The following is an 18,803-nucleotide window of genomic DNA, read 5'->3' on the forward strand; positions in this document are numbered from 1 at the left end:
CGGGGCAGACTCGCCCCCATGCCCCTCTTCGAACGCGTCGCCGTCCTCTCCGACATCCACGGTGTCCTGCCCGCCCTGGAAGCCGTCCTCGCCGAGCCCGAAGTGGCCGCCGCCGACCGGATAGTGCTGACCGGGGACATCACCGCGGGGCCCCAACCGGCCGAAGTCCTCGCCCTGTTGAGGGCGCAGGGGGAACGAGTGCTGTGGGTCTCGGGCAACGCCGACCGGGAACTGGTCGAGTACCGCAGGGGAGAACGGTCACAGATCCCCGACCCGATCGCCCCCTACGCCGCCGGCCGGCTCACCGACGAGGACGTGGAGTTCCTCGCCGCGCTCCCCGCCACCCGCACCCTCACCGTCCGCGGCCTGGGCGAGGTCCTCTTCTGCCACGCCACTCCCCGTGACGACGAGGAGGTCGTCCTGGTCGACTCGCGCCCAGCCCGCTGGACGGAGGTCCTCGGGGGCGTCCCCGACACCGTCCGCACGGTCGTCTGCGGCCACACCCACATGCCGTACGTCCGACTCGCCCACGGCCGCCTGGTCGTCAACCCCGGCAGCGTCGGCATGCCGTACGGCCGCCCCGGCGCCCACTGGTGCCTGCTCGGCCCCGGCACCGACCTGCGGGTGACGCCGTACGACATCCCGGGGGCCGTCGAACGCCTTGCGGCGGAGTGCGACTGGCCGGGGATCGCGGAGTGGGCGGACTACTACCTCAACGCGCGGGCGACGGACACCGAGGCGTTGGAGACGTTCGGGGTGCGGGACGGAAGGGCGGGTTCGTAGACCCGTTGCGATACTCCCGCCGTGGAAACGAACACGCGTCTCATGGAATGGACCCTGCGTCCCGCGCACCCCGACGACGTCGAGCCGATAGCCGAACTGCGGGCCGTCGTGATGCGTCCCGACCTGGAGCGGCTGGGCCGGTTCGACGAGCACCGGGTCCGGCAGCGGTTCCGGGACGCCTTCGTCGAGCGGCACATGTCGATCATCCTGGCCGAGGGGCGTTTCGCGGGCTGCCTCGCCCTGCGGCCGGGCGAGGACGGCCACTGGCTGGAGCACTTCTTCATCGCCCCGGACCTCCAGGGCCACGGCCTCGGCTCGGCCGTCCTGAGCGGCCTGCTCGCCCGGACCGACGCGGACGGCGACCTCGTCCGCCTGAACGTCCTCCAGGGCAGCGCGGCGCGGCGGCTGTACGAGCGGCACGGGTTCAGGGCGGAGAGCGAGGACGCGGTGGACGTGTTCATGGTGAGGTGGCCGGGTAGGGCGCCGTCGCACACGACCTGATCAACGGGGCGAACTGCTCAGTTCAGCCGTCGTAGCGACATCAGCAGCCCGGACGTGCCCTGGTCCTGCAACGGCTTCCCGGGCACTCACGTCCGGCTGGAGAGAGGGGCTCGAAGCTCCGCGCGGAGTCTGATCGAGGTGTCGATGGGCAGTCCCATGCTGGAGTGGCGAAGATCTGCCGAGTACTTCGCGATGAGGTCGAGATCCCTCAACTGCCGCTGCAGCTCAGAGGCCAACGCTTCGTCCGGATCAGGGACGAGCTCGTCTCCGTCCTGCTCGGCCAGGTACTCAAGGTATTGATCAACCGCCTCCACCGCCCGGCGGCTGGTCCAGCAGGCGAAGTCGTGGCAGCCGAACAGGTAGGCGTGCGCGGCATACAGTGCCGCCGCTGCGGCGGATTCGTCCGCGTCATCGGGCCCATCCTGGCCGTCGTTGTGGCAGTAATCACTGAGCATGTACTCGGCGACACCGCGCTTCACTGCCGAGAAGGCCGTCGTGTCACCGAGAACGCCCTCCCACACAGAGTTCAGCAGGGGGCGAAGGGTCAAGGTGAACGGCGCCTGCTCGTCTTCGGGGAGCGCCTCGTGTCGGCTCATGAGCCGTTCCGCGACACCGGCAGCGAAAACGCCGCGTTCCCCGGACGACCTCGCCCTCAGTCGCTTCTCCACCAGCGTCGAAAGCTCCTGCCACGTGTCCATACGAGCCACCCCAGAGTCGTGAAGTCAGCGTGCCCACACTGACGAAGGCGATCATGGCATCCAGCAGGGACAGCGGTCCGCAGGGTGTTGAGCTGCGTGGACCAAGGCTGCCTAGGGCGCCAAATGGTGCTCGGGTTTCCGCGCCAGGAAGGTCGCGCTCCTCCTCTTCGCCAGCAGCGACAGTAGGGAGAGAACGGGCTCCCACCGTGCTGGGACAGAAGCAGGGACAGGCGTATAACGGGTTTACGCGCATGACTGAGTCTATTACCGTGTACTGAGTAGTGCAGCATGGTGCACGAAGCCCGAGTCGACCCCTGGAAGCCCCGTGACCACCTCCAGCAGCGCCCCGACGTCGTCGCCGACCTCAACGGTCACCCCGCCCACGCACGGGCCCCGCCGCCACGGCTCCCTCGGTCCTGTCGGCCTGGTGCTCGCCGGAGGCGTCTCCGTGCAGTTCGGTGCGGCGCTCGCCGTGACCCTGATGCCCAGGGCCGGCGCCCTAGGGGTGGTGGCCCTGCGACTGCTGGTGGCCGCGCTCGTCCTCCTCGTCATCTGCCGCCCGAGGCTGCGCGGGCACTCCCGTACCGACTGGGGCACGGTCGTCGTCTTCGGCCTCACCCTGGCGGCGATGAACGGACTCTTCTACCAGGCCCTCGACCGCATCTCGCTCGGCGCCGCCGTGACCCTGGAGTTCCTGGGTCCCCTCGCCCTCTCGGTGCTCGCCTCCCGCCGCGCGGTCAACACCGTCTGGGCCGGACTCGCGCTCGCCGGGGTCTTCCTCCTCGGCGGCAGGGACTTCGGCGACCTGGACCCGGCGGGTGTCCTGTTCGCGCTGGGCGCGGGCGCCATGTGGGCGTCGTACATCGTCTTCAGCGCGCGCACCGGCCGCCGCTTCCCGCAGGCCGACGGCCTCGCCCTCGCGATGGCGATCGGCGCGCTGGCGTTCCTGCCGCTCGGCATCGCGGAGTCGGGCACCCGGCTCCTCGACCCGGTGACCGTGGGCCTGGGTGCCGGGGTGGCCCTGATGTCCTCCGTCCTGCCCTACACCCTCGAACTCCTGGCCCTGCGCACCCTGCCCGCCTCCGCCTTCGCGATCCTCATGAGCCTGGAGCCGGCCCTGGCCGCCCTCGCGGGCTTCCTGATCCTCGACCAGTCCCTGTCCCCGCTCCAGGCCCTCGCCGTCGCCCTCGTGATCACGGCGAGCATGGGGGCGGTGCGGACGCAGGTGGGACGGGGCAAGGCGATCACTCCGTAAGCCTCGACCGGGCCGTGCACGGCGTCAGTCCGCGAGCTTCTCCCATACCGAGACGTGTGACTCGCTCTCGCTCGTGAAGGGCGCCCGGCTCCAGTCCGCCCACCGTTCCCGCAGTCGCATCCCGGCCAGCCGGGCCATGAGATCCAGCTCCGCGGGCCACACATACCGGAAGGGGATGGACCGGAAGGAGCCCTGGCCGTCCTCCGTGACCCTGACGTGGTGGGAGGACATCGCCTGGGTCGCGACCTCGTAGGTGTCGAACCCGAGGCGGTCCCTGCCGACGTGGAACGGCACCGTGTTCTGCCCGGGAGGCAGTTTGCGCAGCTGGGGGACCATGACCTCGACGACGAACGTCCCGCCCGGCTCCAGATGGGCCGCGGCATTGCGGAAGCAGTCCACCTGGGCGTCCTGGGTCGTCAGGTTCATGATCGTGTTGAAGACCAGGTAACCGACCGAGAAGGTGCCGGGCGCGCGGGCCGTCGCGAAGTCCCCGATCGTCACCCCGACCGCCTCACCCCCGGGCTTGGCCCGCAGCCGGTTCGCCATCGCCCGGGACAGCTCGATGCCGTGCACCTCGACCCCGCGCCGCGCCAGCGGCAACGCGATCCGCCCGGTTCCGACGCCCAGCTCCAGGGCCCGCCCCTCGCCGGCGAGCTCCGCCAGCACGGCCACGGCCGGTTCGACCGCCTCGGGTGTGAACATCGTCGCCGACGACTCGTCGTACGTCGCCGCGACGGACTCTCCGAAGTACCCGTCGTCATCGATCACCGGGGGACCGTACTGCGGATGAGGCGGGGGACGCGCGTGAATACCCGTCCCGCAAATTAATGCAAGCACGCTTGCTTGTTTCTGGGGTCGCTGACATCCTCTCCCCATGGCAGACCCCACGCCCGTCATCGACGACCTGTGTGCGGAGAGCGAGGAACTCGACCTGCTGGTAGCCGAGTTGAGCCAGGAGCAGTGGTCGTTGCCCACTCCCGCCCCCGGCTGGACCGTCGCCCACCAGATCGCCCACCTCGCCTGGACCGACCACTCCTCCCTGCTCGCCGTCACCGACCAGAAGGCCTTCTCCCGTGAGGTCGAGAAGGCGATGGCCGCGCCCGGGGACTTCGTGGACGAGGGTGCGGAGGAGGGCGCCCGCAAGCCTCCGGCGCGGCTGCTCGCCTACTGGCGGGCGGGCCGCGAGGACCTCGCGGAGGCCCTGCGCGCGGCACCCGAGGGGGCCCGCTTCCCCTGGTACGGCCCGCCCATGTCCACCGCCTCCATGGCCACCGCCCGCCTCATGGAGACCTGGGCCCACGGCCTGGACGTGGCGGACACGCTGGGGGTGACCCGGGCGCCGACCGACCGGATCCGGCACATCGTCCGCCTCGGCGTCCGCACCCGCGACTTCGCCTTCGGCGTGCACGGACTGACGCCGCCCTTCGAGCCCTTCCGCATCGAACTCACCGCCCCCTCCGGCGAGTTGTGGACCCACGGCCCCGAGGACGCCACCGACCGCGTCACCGGCCCCGCCCTCGACTTCTGCCTGCTGGTCACCCAACGGGCCCACCGCGCCGACCTCGCCCTGCGCGCGGAGGGCGAGGACGCCGGCCAGTGGCTCGACATCGCCCAGGCATTCGCCGGCCCGCCCGGCGCCGGACGCCCGGCGAAGGGAACGGCCGGATGACCCTCCGTACCCGCAGGCAAGGGCCGCCGCCCGACCGAGGGGGCCGTCGGACGACCCTCCGCATCGGCAACGCCTCCGGCTTCTACGGCGACCGCTTCGACGCCCTGCGCGAGATGCTCACCGGCGGTGAACTCGACGTCCTCACCGGCGACTACCTCGCCGAGCTGACCATGCTCATCCTGGGCCGGGACCGGCTGAAGGACCCGGGGGCGGGCTATGCCCGCACGTTCCTGCGGCAGTTGGAGGAGTGCCTGGGGCTGGCGCGGGAGCGGGGCGTCAGGATCGTCACCAACGCGGGTGGCCTCAATCCCGCCGGACTCGCCGCCCGTGTCCGGGAGTTGGCCGATCGGCTCGGCCTGGACGTGAACGTCGCCCACGTCGAGGGCGACGACCTGACCGCCGAGCACCCCGGCAGCCTCGCCGCCCACGCCTACCTCGGCGGCTTCGGCATCGCGGCCTGTCTGCGCGAGGGCGCGGACGTGGTCGTCACCGGCCGGGTGACGGACGCGGCCCTGGTCACCGGGCCCGCCGCCGCCCACTTCGGCTGGGGGCCGGGGGAGTACGACCGGCTCGCCGGAGCCGTCGTCGCCGGGCACGTCCTGGAGTGCGGGACGCAGGCGACCGGCGGGAACTACGCGTTCTTCGCTGAGGGCGGGCGCGATCTGAGAAGGCCCGGCTTCCCCCTCGCCGAACTCCACGAGGACGGCACCGCCGTCATCACCAAGCACCCCGGCACCGGCGGCTTCGTGGACGTCGGCACGGTGACCGCCCAGCTGCTGTACGAGACACAGGGCGCCCGGTACGCCGGCCCCGACGTCACCGCCCGTCTCGACACGGTCCGGCTCACCCAGGACGGCCCCGACCGCGTCCGGATCTCCGGCGTACGCGGCGAGGCCCCGCCCCCCACCCTCAAGGTCGGTCTCAACCGCCTCGGCGGCTTCCGCAACGAGGTCGCCTTCGTCCTGACCGGCCTCGACATCGAGGCCAAGGCCGCGCTGGTGCGGGAGCAGCTGGAGCCACACCTGGCCAAGGTCGCCGAGGTGCGCTGGGACCTGGTCCGCACGGACCGCCCGGACGCGGCGACGGAGGAGACCGCCAGTGCGCTGCTGAGGCTGGTGGTCCGGGACACGGACCAGGGGGTCGTCGGACGGGCGCTCAGCGGGGCCGCCGTGGAGCTGGCGCTCGCGAGTTACCCCGGGTTCCATGTGCTGGCACCACCGGGGAAGGGCTCGCCCTATGGGGTCTTCGAGGATGTGTACGTCCCCCATGGGGCGGTGGACCATGTGGCCGTCCTCCCCGACGGGCGGCGGATCCCGGTGGCACCGGCTCAGGAGGCCGCCGTACTCGACAACCCACCGGAACCACCCCTGCCCGAGCCTCTGCCGCCCGGCCCGACCCGGCGGGCGCCCCTCGGGCTCGTCGCCGGTGCCCGCAGCGGGGACAAGGGCGGGAACGCCAACGTGGGGGTGTGGGCACGGACGGACGACGGCTGGCGATGGCTCGCGCATACGCTCACCGTCGAGCGCCTGCGTGAACTGCTCCCGGAGGCAGCGGAGTTGAAGGTCACCCGGCACGCACTCCCCCACCTCCGCGCCCTGAACTTCGTCGTCGAGGGCATCCTCGGCGAGGGCGTCGCCGCCCAGCACCGTTTCGACCCGCAGGCCAAGGCCCTCGGCGAATGGCTGCGCTCCCGCCACCTGGAGATCCCGGAGGCCCTGCTGTGACGATCCTCAACTCCGGCCTCGACCCGGCGGGTTCCGACTACCGGGCCCACCGCGAAGCCATGCTCGCCAAGCTCGCCGAGCTGGACACCGAGCACGCGAAGGCGCTCGCGGGCGGGGGTGAGAAGTACGTCCAACGGCACCGGGCGCGCGGCAAGTTGCTCGCCCGGGAGCGAATCGAGCTGCTCCTCGACCCCGACACGCCCTTCCTCGAACTGTCCCCGCTGGCCGGCTGGGGCAGCGACTACACGGTCGGCGCCTCCCTCGTCACCGGGATCGGGGTGGTGGCGGGCGTGGAGTGCCTGATCAGCGCCAACGACCCGACCGTACGCGGCGGGGCGAGCAATCCGTGGTCGCTGAAGAAGGCCCTGCGGGCCAACGACATCGCCCTCGCCAACCGGCTGCCCTGCATCAGCCTGGTGGAGTCCGGTGGCGCCGACCTGCCCTCGCAGAAGGAGATCTTCATCCCGGGCGGAGCGATCTTCCGGGACCTGACGCGGCTGTCGGCGGCCGGGATACCGACCGTCGCCGTCGTCTTCGGCAACTCGACGGCCGGCGGCGCCTACGTCCCCGGCATGTCCGACCACGTGATCATGGTCAAGGAGCGGGCCAAGGTGTTCCTCGGCGGCCCGCCCCTCGTCAAGATGGCGACCGGCGAGGAGAGCGACGACGAGTCCCTCGGCGGTGCCGAGATGCACGCGCGCGTGTCGGGTCTCGCGGACTACTTCGCCGTGGACGAGCAGGACGCGCTCAGGCAGGCCCGCAGAGTCGTGGCCCGCCTCAACCACCGCAAGGCGTACGGCGATCCAGGCCCCGCCGAACCTCCCAAGTACGACGTCGACGAACTGCTGGGGATCGTCCCCGGCGACCTGCGCACCCCCTTCGACCCGCGCGAGGTGATCGCCCGGATCGTCGACGCCTCCGACTTCGACGAGTTCAAGCCCCTGTACGGGACGAGCCTGGTGACGGGGTGGGCGGCGCTCCACGGCTATCCGGTCGGGGTGCTGGCGAACGCCCAGGGTGTCCTGTTCTCCGAGGAGTCCCAGAAGGCGGCCCAGTTCATCCAGCTGGCCAACCAGAGGGACATCCCGCTGCTCTTCCTGCACAACACCACCGGCTACATGGTCGGCCAGGAGTACGAGCAGGGCGGGATCATCAAACACGGCGCGATGATGATCAACGCGGTCAGCAACTCGAAGGTCCCGCACCTCTCCGTCCTGATGGGGGCCTCGTACGGCGCGGGCCACTACGGCATGTGCGGCCGCGCCTACGACCCCCGTTTCCTCTTCGCCTGGCCCAGCGCCAAGTCGGCCGTCATGGGCCCCCAGCAGCTCGCCGGCGTGCTCTCCATCGTCGCCCGCCAGTCGGCCGCCGCGAAGGGACTGCCGTACGACGAAGAGGGCGACGCCGCGCTGCGCGCCATGGTGGAGCAGCAGATCGAGTCCGAGTCGCTGCCCATGTTCCTGTCCGGGCGGCTCTACGACGACGGCGTCATCGACCCCCGCGACACCCGGACCGTACTGGGACTGTGCCTGTCCGCGATCCACACCGCGCCCTACGAGGGCGCACGCGGCGGCTTCGGCGTCTTCCGGATGTGAGGAACCCTTCAGTGATCGCTTCTGTGCTCGTCGCCAACCGGGGCGAGATCGCCTGCCGGATCTTCCGCACCTGTCACGAGCTGGGGATCCGGACGGTCGCCGTGCACTCGGACCCGGACGCGAACGCCCTCCACACGCGCGTGGCGGACACGGCCGTACGACTCCCGGGCGCGGCCCCCGCCGAGACCTACCTGCGCGCCGACCTGATCGTGAAGGCGGCACTCGCCTCCGGCGCCGACGCCGTGCACCCCGGCTACGGCTTCCTCTCCGAGAACGCCGACTTCGCGCGGGCCGTCCTGGACGCGGGCCTGGTCTGGATCGGGCCGCCACCGTCCGCGATCGAGGCGATGGCGTCCAAGACGCGCGCCAAGGAACTGATGGGGCTCGCGCCCCTGGGGGACGTGACGCCGGCCGATCTGCCGGTGCTGGTGAAGGCGGCCGCGGGCGGCGGAGGCCGCGGCATGCGGGTCGTCCGCCGCGTGGAGGACCTGACGGCCGCCCTGGAGAGCGCACGCGCCGAGGCCGCGAGCGCCTTCGGCGACGGCGAGGTCTTCGTCGAGCCGTACGTCGAGGACGGCCGCCATGTCGAGGTCCAGATCCTCGCCGACACCCACGGCACGGTCTGGGCTCTGGGCACCCGCGACTGCTCCCTCCAGCGCCGCCACCAGAAGGTGATCGAGGAGGCCCCGGCCCCCGGACTCCCCGACGACCTCAGGGCGGAACTGCACGAGCTGGCGGTACGGGCGGCGCGCGCGGTGGACTACGTGGGCGCCGGCACGGTCGAGTTCCTGGTCTCCGGCACCCGGGCGCACTTCCTGGAGATGAACACCCGCCTCCAGGTCGAACACCCCGTGACGGAGGCGCTGTTCGGCATCGACCTGGTGGCGGAACAGATCCGCGTCGCCGAAGGCGCCCCCCTGCCCGACGAGCCACCGCGCGCGCGGGGCCACGCCGTCGAAGCCCGCCTCTACGCCGAGGACCCCGCCCGGGACTGGACCCCCCAGACCGGCACCCTGCACCACTTCTCGGTCCCCCCGTCCGTCCGCCTGGACACGGGCTACGCGAACGGCGACGACATCGGCGTCCACTACGACCCGATGCTCGCCAAGGTCGTCGCCCACGCCCCCACGCGCGCGGAGGCGGTACGCAGACTCGCTGGCGCCCTGGAGAAGGCGACGATCCACGGCCCGACCACCAACAGGGACCTGCTGGTGAACTCCCTGCGCCACAAGGAGTTCACGACGGCCCGCATGGACACGGGCTTCTACGACCGCCACCTCACGGAACTCGTCGGCGGGCCCGGGGAGCCGTACGCCCCCCTGGCGGCGGCCCTCGCGGACGCGGTCGGCCGCTCCCGCTTCGGCGGCTGGCGCAACCTGCACTCGGGCCCGCAGACGAAGCGGTACGCGATGGCGGGGGAGGAGCACGAGGTCCGTTACCGGCACACGAGGCAGGGCCTGGAGGCGGACGGGGTCCGGGTGATCCACGCGGACCCGAGCGCGGTCGTACTCGAAGTGGACGGCGTGCGGCGGACGTTCGAGGTGGCCCGGTACGGCGACCAGGTCTACGTGGGGGGCACGGCCCTGACGGCGCTGCCCCGCTTCCCGGACCCGACCGCCCAGCTCGCCCCGGGCTCCCTGCTGGCCCCCATGCCGGGAACGGTCGTACGGGTCGCGGACGGCCTGGCGGAGGGATCCGCCGTGGAAGCGGGCCAGCCGCTGCTGTGGCTGGAGGCGATGAAGATGGAACACAGGATCACGGCGCCGGTGAACGGCACGCTCACGGCACTTCAGGCAGCACCCGGCCAACAGGTAACGGTCGGCTCTCTGCTGGCAGTAGTGGAACCCACCTAGGGGCGCGGGGCCGTATCGATATGCGGCTACCGCCGCGCGAGCGCGCTCAGCCACAACGAAGGAGCCACATGCCCACGATCGAAACCGAAGAACACAGGTCTCTGAGGCAAGCCGTATCCGCCCTGGGCAAACGCCACGGCCGCGCCTACGACCGAGAGCAACTCTGGTCCGAAGCAGCCAAGCTCGGCTATCTCGGCGTCAACCTGCCGGAGGCATACGGCGGCGGAGGGGGCGGAATAGCCGAACTCTCCATCGTCCTGGAGGAACTCGGCGCGGCCGGCGCCCCCCTCCTGATGATGATCGTGTCCCCGGCCATCTGCGGCACGGTGATCGCCCGGTTCGGCACGGAGTCCCAGAAACGCGACTGGCTCCCCGCGCTCGCCGACGGCACCCGCACGATGGCGTTCGGCATCACGGAACCCGACGCCGGCTCCAACAGCCACCGCATCAGCACCACGGCCCGCCGTGACGGCGCCGACTGGCTGCTGACCGGCCGCAAGGTCTTCGTCTCCGGCGTCGACATAGCCGACGCCACCCTCGTAGTCGGCCGTACGGAGGACTCCCGCACCGGCCGCCTCAAGCCCTGCCTGTTCATCGTTCCCCGCGATGCCCCGGGATTCGGCCGGCGCCACATCGAGATGGAACTGAACGCCCAGGAGAAGCAGTTCGAGCTCACCCTCGACGACGTGCGCCTTCCCGCCGAAGCCCTCGTGGGGGACGAGGACGCGGGCCTCCTCCAGCTCTTCGCCGGCCTCAATCCCGAGCGCATCATGACGGCCGCCTTCGCGATCGGCATGGGCCGCTACGCGCTCTCCCAGGCGATCACCTACGCCAAGGACCGCACGGTGTGGAACACCCCCATCGGCGCCCACCAGGCCATCGCCCACCCCCTCGCCCAGGCCCACATCGACCTCGAACTGGCCCGCCTGATGATGCAGAAGGCCGCGTACCTCTACGACGAGGGCGACGACGTGGCCGCGGGGGAGGCCGCCAACATGGCGAAGTACGCCGCGGGGGAGGCCTGTGTGAAGGCCGTGGACCAGGCGGTCCACACCCTCGGCGGCAACGGCCTCACCCGGGAGTTCGGGATCGCCTCGCTGATAACGGCCGCGCGCGTGGCTCGTATCGCACCGGTCAGCAGGGAGATGATTCTCAACTACGTCTCCCACCAGACCCTGGGCCTGCCCAAGTCGTACTAGGCCGCCTTGGCATCAGGCCGTCTTGGAGGAACCGTGTTCCGCAGCGAGTACGCAGACGTCCAGCCCGTAGAACTCCCCATCCACGACGCGGTGTTGGCTCGCGCCGCCGAGTTCGGTGACGCGCCCGCGCTGATCGACGGCACCGACGGCACCACCCTCACCTACGCACAGCTCGACCGGTTCCACCGCCGGGTCGCCGCGGGCCTCGCGGAGGCGGGCGTCGTCCAGGGGGACGTGCTCGCGCTGCACAGCCCCAACACGATCGCCTTCCCGACCGCGTTCTACGCCGCCACGCGCGCGGGTGCCTCCGTCACGACCGTGCACCCGCTCTGCACGCCGGAGGAGTTCGCCAAGCAGCTCGGTGACTGCGCGGCCCGCTGGATCGTCACCGTCTCACCGCTGCTGGAGACCGCTCGCCGGGCGGCCGAAATCGCGGGCGGCGTACGGGAGATCTTCGTCTGCGACAGCGCCCCCGGCCACCGCTCCCTGATCGACATGCTGGCCTCGACGGCCCCCGAGCCGGACCTCGCCATCGACCCGGTGACGGACGTGGCGGCCCTGCCGTACTCCTCGGGCACCACCGGCACCCCCAAGGGCGTGATGCTCACGCACCGCCAGATCGCCACGAACCTCGCCCAGCTCCAGCCACTGATGTCGGCGGGCCCAGAGGACCGTATTCTGGCGGTTCTTCCCTTTTTTCACATCTATGGCCTCACGGCTCTCATGAACGCGCCTCTGCGCGTGGGCGCGAGCGTCGTCGTCCTGCCCCGCTTCGACCTGGAGACCTTCCTCGCGGCCATCCAGAACCACCGCATCACCGGCCTGTACGTGGCCCCGCCGATCGTCCTCGCCCTCGCCAAGCACCCGCTCGTCGAGCACTACGACCTGTCGTCCCTGCGCTACATCGTCAGCGCCGCCGCCCCGCTGGACGCCGAACTCGCCGCCGCATGTTCGGCCCGGCTGGGCCTGCCGCCCGTCGGCCAGGCGTACGGCATGACGGAACTCTCGCCCGGCACCCACGTCGTCCCCCTGTCCGCCATGCGCGAGGCGCCCCCCGGGACCGTCGGCAAGCTCATCGCCGGCACCGAGATGCGGATCGTCTCCCTCGACGACCCCGACAAGGACCTCGACACCGGCGAGCCCGGCGAGATCCTCATCCGCGGCCCGCAGATCATGAAGGGCTACCTCGGCCGCCCCGACGACACCGCCGCGATGATCGACCCCGACGGCTGGCTGCACACCGGCGACGTCGGCCATGTCGACGCCGACGGCTGGCTGTTCGTCGTCGACCGGGTCAAGGAGCTCATCAAGTACAAGGGCTTCCAGGTGGCCCCCGCCGAACTGGAGGCCCTCCTGCTCACCCACCCCGGCATCGCCGACGCGGCCGTCATCGGCAGCTACAACGAGCAGGGCAACGAGGTCCCGCACGCCTTCGTCGTCCGCCAGCCGGCCGCGTCCGGCCTCTCCGAGAGCGAGGTCATGATGTACGTCGCCGAGCGCGTCGCCCCCTACAAGCGCGTCCGCCACGTCACCTTCGTCGACGCGGTGCCCCGGGCGGCCTCCGGCAAGATCCTCCGACGGCAGCTCAGGGAGCGCACATGACACTGATCGCCCGTGCACACGTGCGGGGCGTCGAGACCCTCGCCCTCGACTCCCCGCACAACCGCAACGCCCTGTCGGCGGCGCTGGTGGGGGAGCTGGCCGCCGCTCTGGCCGACTGCGCCAAGGACGGCGAGGTCCGCGCGATCGTCCTCACCCACACCGGGAACACCTTCTCCGCGGGCGCCGACCTGAAGGACCCCCCGGACCCGGACACGTTGGTCGGGCTCCTGCGTCAGATCGTGGAGCTGGACAAACCGGTCGTCGCACGCGTCACCGGACACGTCCGCGCGGGCGGCCTCGGCCTCCTCGCCGCCTGCGACATCGCCGCCGCGGCCACCGAGTCGACCTTCGCCTTCACCGAGGTACGCATCGGACTCGCCCCCGCGGTCATCTCGCTGACCCTGCTGCCCCGCACCGACCCCCGCGCCCTCGCCCGCCACTACCTCACCGGTGAGCGCTTCGACGCCGCCGAGGCGGCCCGCATCGGCCTGGTGACGGCGGCGGGCGACGACGTGGACGCCGTACTCGAACCGATCCTGGACGGTCTGCGGCGGGCCGCCCCCGAGGCCCTGGCCGAGACCAAACGGCTGCTCACGGCTAGGGTGCTGGAGACCTTCGACCGGGACGCGGCCGACCTGACCGCGCTCTCGGCCCGGCTGTTCGCCTCACCGCACGCGCGCGAGGGCATGACAGCCTTCCTGGAACGACGGGATCCCTCATGGGCGGTGTGACCACGATCGGCGACCGGGCCGACCGCGTACCCAAGCAGGACCGCAGCCGGGCCACCCGGCAGCGCCTCCTCGAAGCGGCCGTGGCCTGCCTCGCCGAACACGGCTGGACCGGCTCCACGGTCACCGTCGTCGCCGAACGCGCCGGGGTCTCCCGAGGCGCCGCCCAACACCACTTCCCGACGAGGGAGGACCTCTTCACGGCGGCGGTCGAATACGTGGCGGAGGAGCGTTCCACGGCCCTGCGCGCCCTGTTCCCGCAGGGCGCGGCGGACGACCGGCGCGCGGTGATCTCCGCCCTCGTGGACCTCTACACGGGCCCCCTCTTCCGCGCCGCCCTCCACCTGTGGGTCGCCGCCTCCAACGAGGAGCAACTGCGCCCGCAGGTCACCGAGCTGGAGGCGCGGGTGGGCCGCGAGACCCATCGCATCGCCGTGGAACTGCTGGGCGCGGACGAGTCCCGCCCCGGCGTCCGCGAAACGGTCCAGGGCCTCCTGGACATGGCGAGGGGCTTGGGCCTGGCGAACCTGCTGACGGACGACACCGGCCGCCGGGCCCGGGTGGTGGCGCAGTGGGCGCGGATCCTGGAAGGGACGCTGGGCTGACGCGAGCTGACGGGAACGCGCACGCGGCCTCCGCGGCACACTGTGACACCGCCCGGCCTCACGGACTGAGCCGCTCCACCCGCCAGTTCCCGTCCGCCTCCGCCACGTACCGCAGCCGGTCGTGCAGCCGGTTCTCGCGGCCCTGCCAGAACTCCACCGCCTGCGGGGCCACCCGGAAACCGCCCCAGTGCGGCGGCACCGGAACCTGCTCGCCCTCCGGGTGCCGGGCGGCCAGCTCCGCGTATGCCGCGTCGAGGCCGTCCCGGCCCGCGATCACCGACGACTGCCCGCTCGCCCAGGCGCCCAGCTGGGAGCCGTGCGGGCGGGTGCGGAAGTACGCTGCGGTCTCGTCCCGCCCGGTGCGCCGGGCGAGCCCCGTGACGATGACCTGGCGGGCCATCGGATGCCAGGGGAACAGCAGCGAGACGTACGGGTTCTCGGCCAGGTCGCGGGCCTTGCGGGAGCCGTAGTTGGTGTAGAAGACGAAGCCCTGCTCGTCGAAGTGCTTCAGCAGGACCGTGCGGGAGCTGGGCCGGCCCTCGGCGTCCGCGGTGGACACGACCATGGCGTTCGGCTCGAAGAGCCGGCCCTCCGTCGCGGCCTGCCTGAACCAGCGCGCGAACTGCTCCACGGGAGTGGCGGCCAGGTCGCTCTCGGCGAGCCCTTCCGCCCGGTACTGCTTGCGCATCGAGGCGGGATCGGGGGAGACGGCGTCTGCGTCGGTCACATGGTCATCCTGCCGTATCGAGCACCGCTCCATGGAAGGTGGCACTGAGTGCCGCGAGGACTCCCCAAAGGTGGCACTCGGGGATATGGTGCAGATGCCACTCCCGGCTGTCCTCCCCGGTGGCTGACCGCCCATCGCACGGGGGCAGCACCGGGGTGACCGCCCAGGACCGCGAGTCCCGCAACCGACCGTGGATCCACCGGCGCCACCTGTCGCACACATCACGAGGAGCCGCCTGATGTCCGACTTCGTACCCGGACTCGAAGGAGTCGTCGCGTTCGAGACGGAGATCGCCGAACCGGACAAGGAGGGCGGCGCCCTGCGGTACCGGGGCGTCGACATCGAGGACCTGGTCGGCCACGTCTCGTTCGGCAACGTCTGGGGCCTGCTCGTCGACGGCGCCTTCAATCCCGGCCTGCCGCCCGCCGAACCGTTCCCGATCCCCGTCCACTCCGGCGACATCCGGGTCGACGTCCAGTCCGCGCTCGCCATGCTCGCCCCCGTCTGGGGCCTCAAACCGCTGCTGGACATCGACGCCGAGGAGGCCCGCGCCGACCTCGCCCGCGCCGCCGTGATGGCTCTGTCCTACGTCGCCCAGTCTGCCCGCGGCCAGGGCCTGCCGATGGTCCCGCAGCGGGAGATCGACAAGGCGCAGTCCGTGGTGGAGCGCTTCATGATCCGCTGGCGCGGCGAGCCGGACCCGAAGCACGTGGCGGCGGTCGACGCGTACTGGACCTCGGCGGCCGAACACGGCATGAACGCATCCACCTTCACGGCACGGGTGATCGCGTCCACGGGCGCGGACGTGGCGGCCGCGCTGTCCGGCGCCGTGGGCGCGATGTCCGGCCCACTGCACGGTGGCGCCCCCTCCCGTGTCCTCGGCATGATCGAGGAGATCGAGCGGACGGGCGACGCCGAGGCCTACGTCAAGCGGGCCCTCGACAAGGGCGAGCGGCTGATGGGCTTCGGGCACCGCGTCTACCGCGCGGAGGACCCGAGGGCCCGCGTGCTGCGCCGCACCGCCCGCGAACTGGGCGCCCCGCGCTTCGAGATCGCCGAGGCCCTGGAGAAGGCGGCCCTGGCGGAACTCCACGCCCGCCGCCCCGACCGCGTCCTCGCCACCAATGTGGAGTTCTGGGCGGCCATCGTCCTCGACTTCGCCGAGGTCCCGGCCCACATGTTCACCTCGATGTTCACCTGCGCCCGCACGGCCGGCTGGTCGGCCCACATCCTCGAACAGAAGCGCACCGGCCGCCTGGTCCGCCCCACGGCCCGCTACATCGGCCCCGGCGCACGTGCCCCGCGCGACATCGAGGGCTACGGGGACATCTCGTCCCGCTAGGTCCTGAGGACGCAGACGACCCGCGAGCTCGGGTCCCTCCGCCTGACGGCGGAGAAGCCGGCCGGACGTACCGGCGAGCTCGCGGGTCGGGTGACTGCTTGGGATTGGGCCGGCTGCACGCGTCAGTGACGCGCTGGTCCGGCACCGCACTCGGTGTGGTGACGGGCGCTAGCCCGCAGTCACCTCACGCGTCCGGGTTTCATACATCTGCCGAACCACCTCCCTTCTCGTGTAGCCCACACCCTAGGAAGCGGTCGGCGCCGGATCAAGCGCTTTTTCCCCGCGGCTCGGTGACGCGGTGTCCGAGCCCGCCGCGGCCGCACTGGTCGGCAGGAGGGCCACGCGTCTCCTGCCCGGAATCACGTTCGACGTCTTCGCGGCGCTCACCTACCGTTTCGCCCATGACTGGCGACGATGCTCGTGTGCGGCCTGGCCGATCCCAGGATGAAGATCGAGACAGAGGTGTACGCGCGCAGGGGGAGCGGTGGCCGTGACTGATCTGCGGATCGAACCCGTCGTAGGGGAAAAGATGGCCGAGGAGTGGCGGCACGTGCACAACGTGATCGTGCCGCCGGCCGCCATGAGCACCGAGGAGGTAGGCGAGCGCGTCCGGCGCTACCGGCTGGAGAACGCGTATCTCGGGGACACGCTCGTGGGCTGCTCGACCGTACGCCCGCCGGACGGGGAGGACGCCGTGGCGACCGTCATCGCGCGCGTGCTGCCCGATTACCGGGGACGGGGTTTCGGGACGGCCCTCTACGAGAAGGGTCTTGATCATGCGCGTGTGCTCGGCGCCCGGGTGATCGAGACATGCGTGCTGGCCGTCAATGGGGACGGGGTGCGGTTCGCGCGGGCGCGCGGGTTCGTCGAGGTCGACCGGTATGTGCTGGACGGCGAGAGCGACGAGTGGATCGACCTGCGGCTGGAGCCGGACCGGAGAACTGTTTGAGGTGATTCGGAGCGTTTCCGGCGTACAACGATTCCTTCAATCTTGCGGGAACCCGGTGTGTGCTGCGTCACGTTCGAGTTGAATGATTGTTGGTGAGCGAACCGACGTGCGGTACGTACGGACGCGGCAGCTGGCAGGGGGTCCAGGTGAGTGCTTCCCGGCGTAGTGGGACCACCGACGAGCTGGGGCCGGACGAGCCCGGGCCGGACGGGCCGGAGGGCTCGGGCGGCTCGGATCTGCTCGCCGCCCTGCTGGACGGGATGGACGCGGCACTGTGTGCCTTCGACGCGGACGGTGTCGTCACCCACTGGAATCGTGAGGCCGAGCGCATCCTCGGCTGGACCGCGTCCGAGGCCGTGGGACGGCACGGGTTCGCCGGGTGGGCGGTACGGCGGGCCGACGCCGAGGAGGTCGAGGGGCGGCTGATGTCCGCCATGCAGGCGCCCGGCCGGCAGGTGCACGAGTTCGCGCTGCTGACCAAGGACGGCGGCCGGGTCCTCGTACGCACCCAGTCCGCGGCCGTGCGCGGGCCCGACGGGAAGCCGGCCGGGGTGTACTGCGCCTTCAGCGAGGTGCACACGCAGATCGATCTGGAGCGGTCGATCGCGCTGAGCGAGGCGCTGTTCGAGGACGCCTCGTGGGGTGTCGTGCTGGTCGACGCCGATCTGCGGCCCGCCGTGGTCAACGCGCACGCGGCCCGGTCGCTGGGCGTCGGGCGTACGTCCGTGCTGGGGCGGCCGCTCGGGGAGTTGCTCGCGCAGGGCGTGGAGGACTTGGAGAGCGCGCTGACCCATGTGCTGGCCGAGGGCGCGCCGCCGGCGCCGGCCGAGATCTGGGTCGGGGTGCGGACACCGGACGGCGACAAGCGGCGCTGCTGGCGCTGCGGCTTCGTGCGGCTGGCCTCACCGCTGGCGGAGGAGCCGGTGCCGTTGGGCGTCGCCTGGCTGTTCCAGGACGTCACCGAGGCCAAGCAGAGCGAGCAGGAGGCCTCGCTGCTGCGGTTCCGGACGAACCAGCTGCACCGGGCCGCCCGGGCGGCGGCGGAGTGCGAGGACCCGGCCGAGGCCGCCGTCGTCCATCTGGACTTCGCCCTCGCCGGATTCGCCGACCACGCGCTGATCGACCGGGTGGCCGGGGGCGCGGTGGCCGACGGGGAGGAGACCGGTCGGGTCCGTCTCGTACGGGTCGCCGCGACGCCCTCCGGGGCACCGGGGCCGAGTCTGCAGGCGTCGGGCGCGGCCGGGCTGCCCGTGCGGTACGGGGAGGGGCATCCGGCCTTGCAGTGTGTGGACCGGGCGGGGTCGGTGCGGGCGAGCGTGGGGTCGGTGTCGGGCGACCGGGCCCGCGAGTGGGCCGAGGCCCGCCAGTGGCCGCCGGACGTGGTGCACGCGTTGTGCGCGGTGCTGCGCAGCCGGGGGCGCACCCTCGGGGTCGTGACGTTCCTGCGGGGCTCCGGGAGGGGTCAGTTCGAGCGGGGTGACGCGGTGTACGCGGAGGATGTGGCGGTACGGATCGCCTCGGCGTTGGACCTGGGCGGCGTGGTGGGACGGACGTAGGGCTATGGGGACTTCGT

17 protein-coding genes and 1 pseudogene are annotated in these 18,803 nt (G+C 71.7%); 15 read left to right on the forward strand and 3 right to left on the reverse strand.

The window, feature by feature from the left end:
• Nucleotides 1–18: 18 nt before the first annotated feature.
• Nucleotides 19–783, forward strand: a complete 765-nt coding sequence (locus tag D1369_RS22865) for a metallophosphoesterase family protein (RefSeq protein ID WP_007382826.1) — start codon at nucleotides 19–21, stop codon at nucleotides 781–783.
• Nucleotides 784–804: 21 nt separating this feature from the next.
• Nucleotides 805–1,284 (forward strand): GNAT family N-acetyltransferase, encoded by a 480-nt coding sequence (locus tag D1369_RS22870; RefSeq protein ID WP_240436090.1) that lies wholly within the window; start codon nucleotides 805–807, stop codon nucleotides 1,282–1,284.
• 86 nt (nucleotides 1,285–1,370) lie between these two features.
• On the opposite strand, the gene D1369_RS22875 is transcribed toward D1369_RS22870, so the two are convergent.
• A complete protein-coding gene (locus D1369_RS22875; RefSeq protein WP_007382824.1) occupies nucleotides 1,371–1,982 on the reverse strand; it encodes a hypothetical protein in 612 nt (203 codons plus the stop codon).
• Nucleotides 1,983–2,307: 325 nt separating this feature from the next.
• Here D1369_RS22875 and D1369_RS22880 point away from each other — a divergent pair, with 325 nt between their 5' ends.
• Nucleotides 2,308–3,237: an EamA family transporter gene (locus D1369_RS22880; protein WP_007382823.1), complete on the forward strand. Its 930-nt coding sequence runs from the start codon at nucleotides 2,308–2,310 to the stop codon at nucleotides 3,235–3,237.
• A 24-nt stretch (nucleotides 3,238–3,261) separates the two neighbouring features.
• Here D1369_RS22880 and D1369_RS22885 read toward each other — a convergent pair whose 3' ends face one another.
• The gene (locus D1369_RS22885; RefSeq protein ID WP_007382822.1) at nucleotides 3,262–4,005 is read right to left on the reverse strand and encodes a class I SAM-dependent methyltransferase; all 744 of its coding nucleotides are present in this window, start codon (nucleotides 4,003–4,005) and stop codon (nucleotides 3,262–3,264) included.
• Between the two features lie 106 nt (nucleotides 4,006–4,111).
• Here D1369_RS22885 and D1369_RS22890 point away from each other — a divergent pair, with 106 nt between their 5' ends.
• The 8 genes from D1369_RS22890 (at nucleotide 4,112) to D1369_RS22925 (ending at nucleotide 14,212) form a co-directional block, all read left to right on the forward strand.
• Complete coding sequence (locus tag D1369_RS22890) at nucleotides 4,112–4,906, forward strand: TIGR03084 family metal-binding protein (RefSeq protein WP_007382821.1); 795 nt, start codon at nucleotides 4,112–4,114, stop codon at nucleotides 4,904–4,906.
• A complete protein-coding gene (locus D1369_RS22895) occupies nucleotides 4,903–6,630 on the forward strand; it encodes an acyclic terpene utilization AtuA family protein (RefSeq protein WP_007382820.1) in 1,728 nt (575 codons plus the stop codon). Before D1369_RS22890 ends, D1369_RS22895 begins: the two co-directional genes overlap by 4 nt.
• Nucleotides 6,627–8,225: a carboxyl transferase domain-containing protein gene (locus D1369_RS22900; protein ID WP_007382819.1), complete on the forward strand. Its 1,599-nt coding sequence runs from the start codon at nucleotides 6,627–6,629 to the stop codon at nucleotides 8,223–8,225. The genes D1369_RS22895 and D1369_RS22900 overlap by 4 nt, the downstream gene beginning before the upstream one ends.
• Nucleotides 8,226–8,236: 11 nt before the next feature.
• Nucleotides 8,237–10,078: a biotin carboxylase N-terminal domain-containing protein gene (locus D1369_RS22905; protein ID WP_118082589.1), complete on the forward strand. Its 1,842-nt coding sequence runs from the start codon at nucleotides 8,237–8,239 to the stop codon at nucleotides 10,076–10,078.
• A gap of 68 nt (nucleotides 10,079–10,146) precedes the next feature.
• A complete protein-coding gene (locus D1369_RS22910; RefSeq protein ID WP_007382817.1) occupies nucleotides 10,147–11,277 on the forward strand; it encodes an acyl-CoA dehydrogenase family protein in 1,131 nt (376 codons plus the stop codon).
• A gap of 33 nt (nucleotides 11,278–11,310) precedes the next feature.
• The gene (locus tag D1369_RS22915) at nucleotides 11,311–12,879 is read left to right on the forward strand and encodes a 4-coumarate--CoA ligase family protein (RefSeq protein ID WP_007382816.1); all 1,569 of its coding nucleotides are present in this window, start codon (nucleotides 11,311–11,313) and stop codon (nucleotides 12,877–12,879) included.
• Entirely contained in the window at nucleotides 12,876–13,610 is a 735-nt protein-coding gene (locus D1369_RS22920; protein ID WP_007382815.1) for an enoyl-CoA hydratase family protein, read from the forward strand. Before D1369_RS22915 ends, D1369_RS22920 begins: the two co-directional genes overlap by 4 nt.
• On the forward strand, nucleotides 13,598–14,212 hold the full coding sequence (locus tag D1369_RS22925) for a TetR/AcrR family transcriptional regulator (RefSeq protein WP_037900526.1): 615 nt from the start codon (nucleotides 13,598–13,600) through the stop codon (nucleotides 14,210–14,212). Before D1369_RS22920 ends, D1369_RS22925 begins: the two co-directional genes overlap by 13 nt.
• Nucleotides 14,213–14,270: 58 nt before the next feature.
• Here the strand turns inward: D1369_RS22925 and pdxH are convergent, their stop codons facing one another.
• Nucleotides 14,271–14,939, reverse strand: coding sequence for a pyridoxamine 5'-phosphate oxidase (gene pdxH, locus D1369_RS22930; RefSeq protein ID WP_037900523.1), 669 nt, complete (start codon nucleotides 14,937–14,939; stop codon nucleotides 14,271–14,273).
• A gap of 238 nt (nucleotides 14,940–15,177) precedes the next feature.
• Here pdxH and D1369_RS22935 point away from each other — a divergent pair, with 238 nt between their 5' ends.
• The 4 genes and pseudogenes from D1369_RS22935 to D1369_RS22950 all read left to right on the forward strand — a co-directional run bounded on the left by D1369_RS22935 (nucleotide 15,178) and on the right by D1369_RS22950 (nucleotide 18,786).
• The gene (locus tag D1369_RS22935; protein WP_007382812.1) at nucleotides 15,178–16,281 is read left to right on the forward strand and encodes a citrate synthase 2; all 1,104 of its coding nucleotides are present in this window, start codon (nucleotides 15,178–15,180) and stop codon (nucleotides 16,279–16,281) included.
• A 408-nt stretch (nucleotides 16,282–16,689) separates the two neighbouring features.
• Nucleotides 16,690–16,779, forward strand: a pseudogene (locus D1369_RS43955) (RidA family protein); the annotation flags it as partial.
• On the forward strand, nucleotides 16,772–17,230 hold the full coding sequence (locus D1369_RS22945; RefSeq protein ID WP_161263273.1) for a GNAT family N-acetyltransferase: 459 nt from the start codon (nucleotides 16,772–16,774) through the stop codon (nucleotides 17,228–17,230). The pseudogene D1369_RS43955 and the gene D1369_RS22945, both read left to right, overlap by 8 nt.
• 92 nt (nucleotides 17,231–17,322) lie before the next feature.
• The gene (locus D1369_RS22950; RefSeq protein WP_240436091.1) at nucleotides 17,323–18,786 is read left to right on the forward strand and encodes a PAS domain-containing protein; all 1,464 of its coding nucleotides are present in this window, start codon (nucleotides 17,323–17,325) and stop codon (nucleotides 18,784–18,786) included.
• The last annotated feature ends 17 nt before the right edge of the window (nucleotides 18,787–18,803 follow it).

The sequence above is a fragment of the Streptomyces sp. CC0208 genome, assembly GCF_003443735.1.
In the GTDB taxonomy this organism is placed as follows: Bacteria; Actinomycetota; Actinomycetes; order Streptomycetales; family Streptomycetaceae; genus Streptomyces; species Streptomyces sviceus.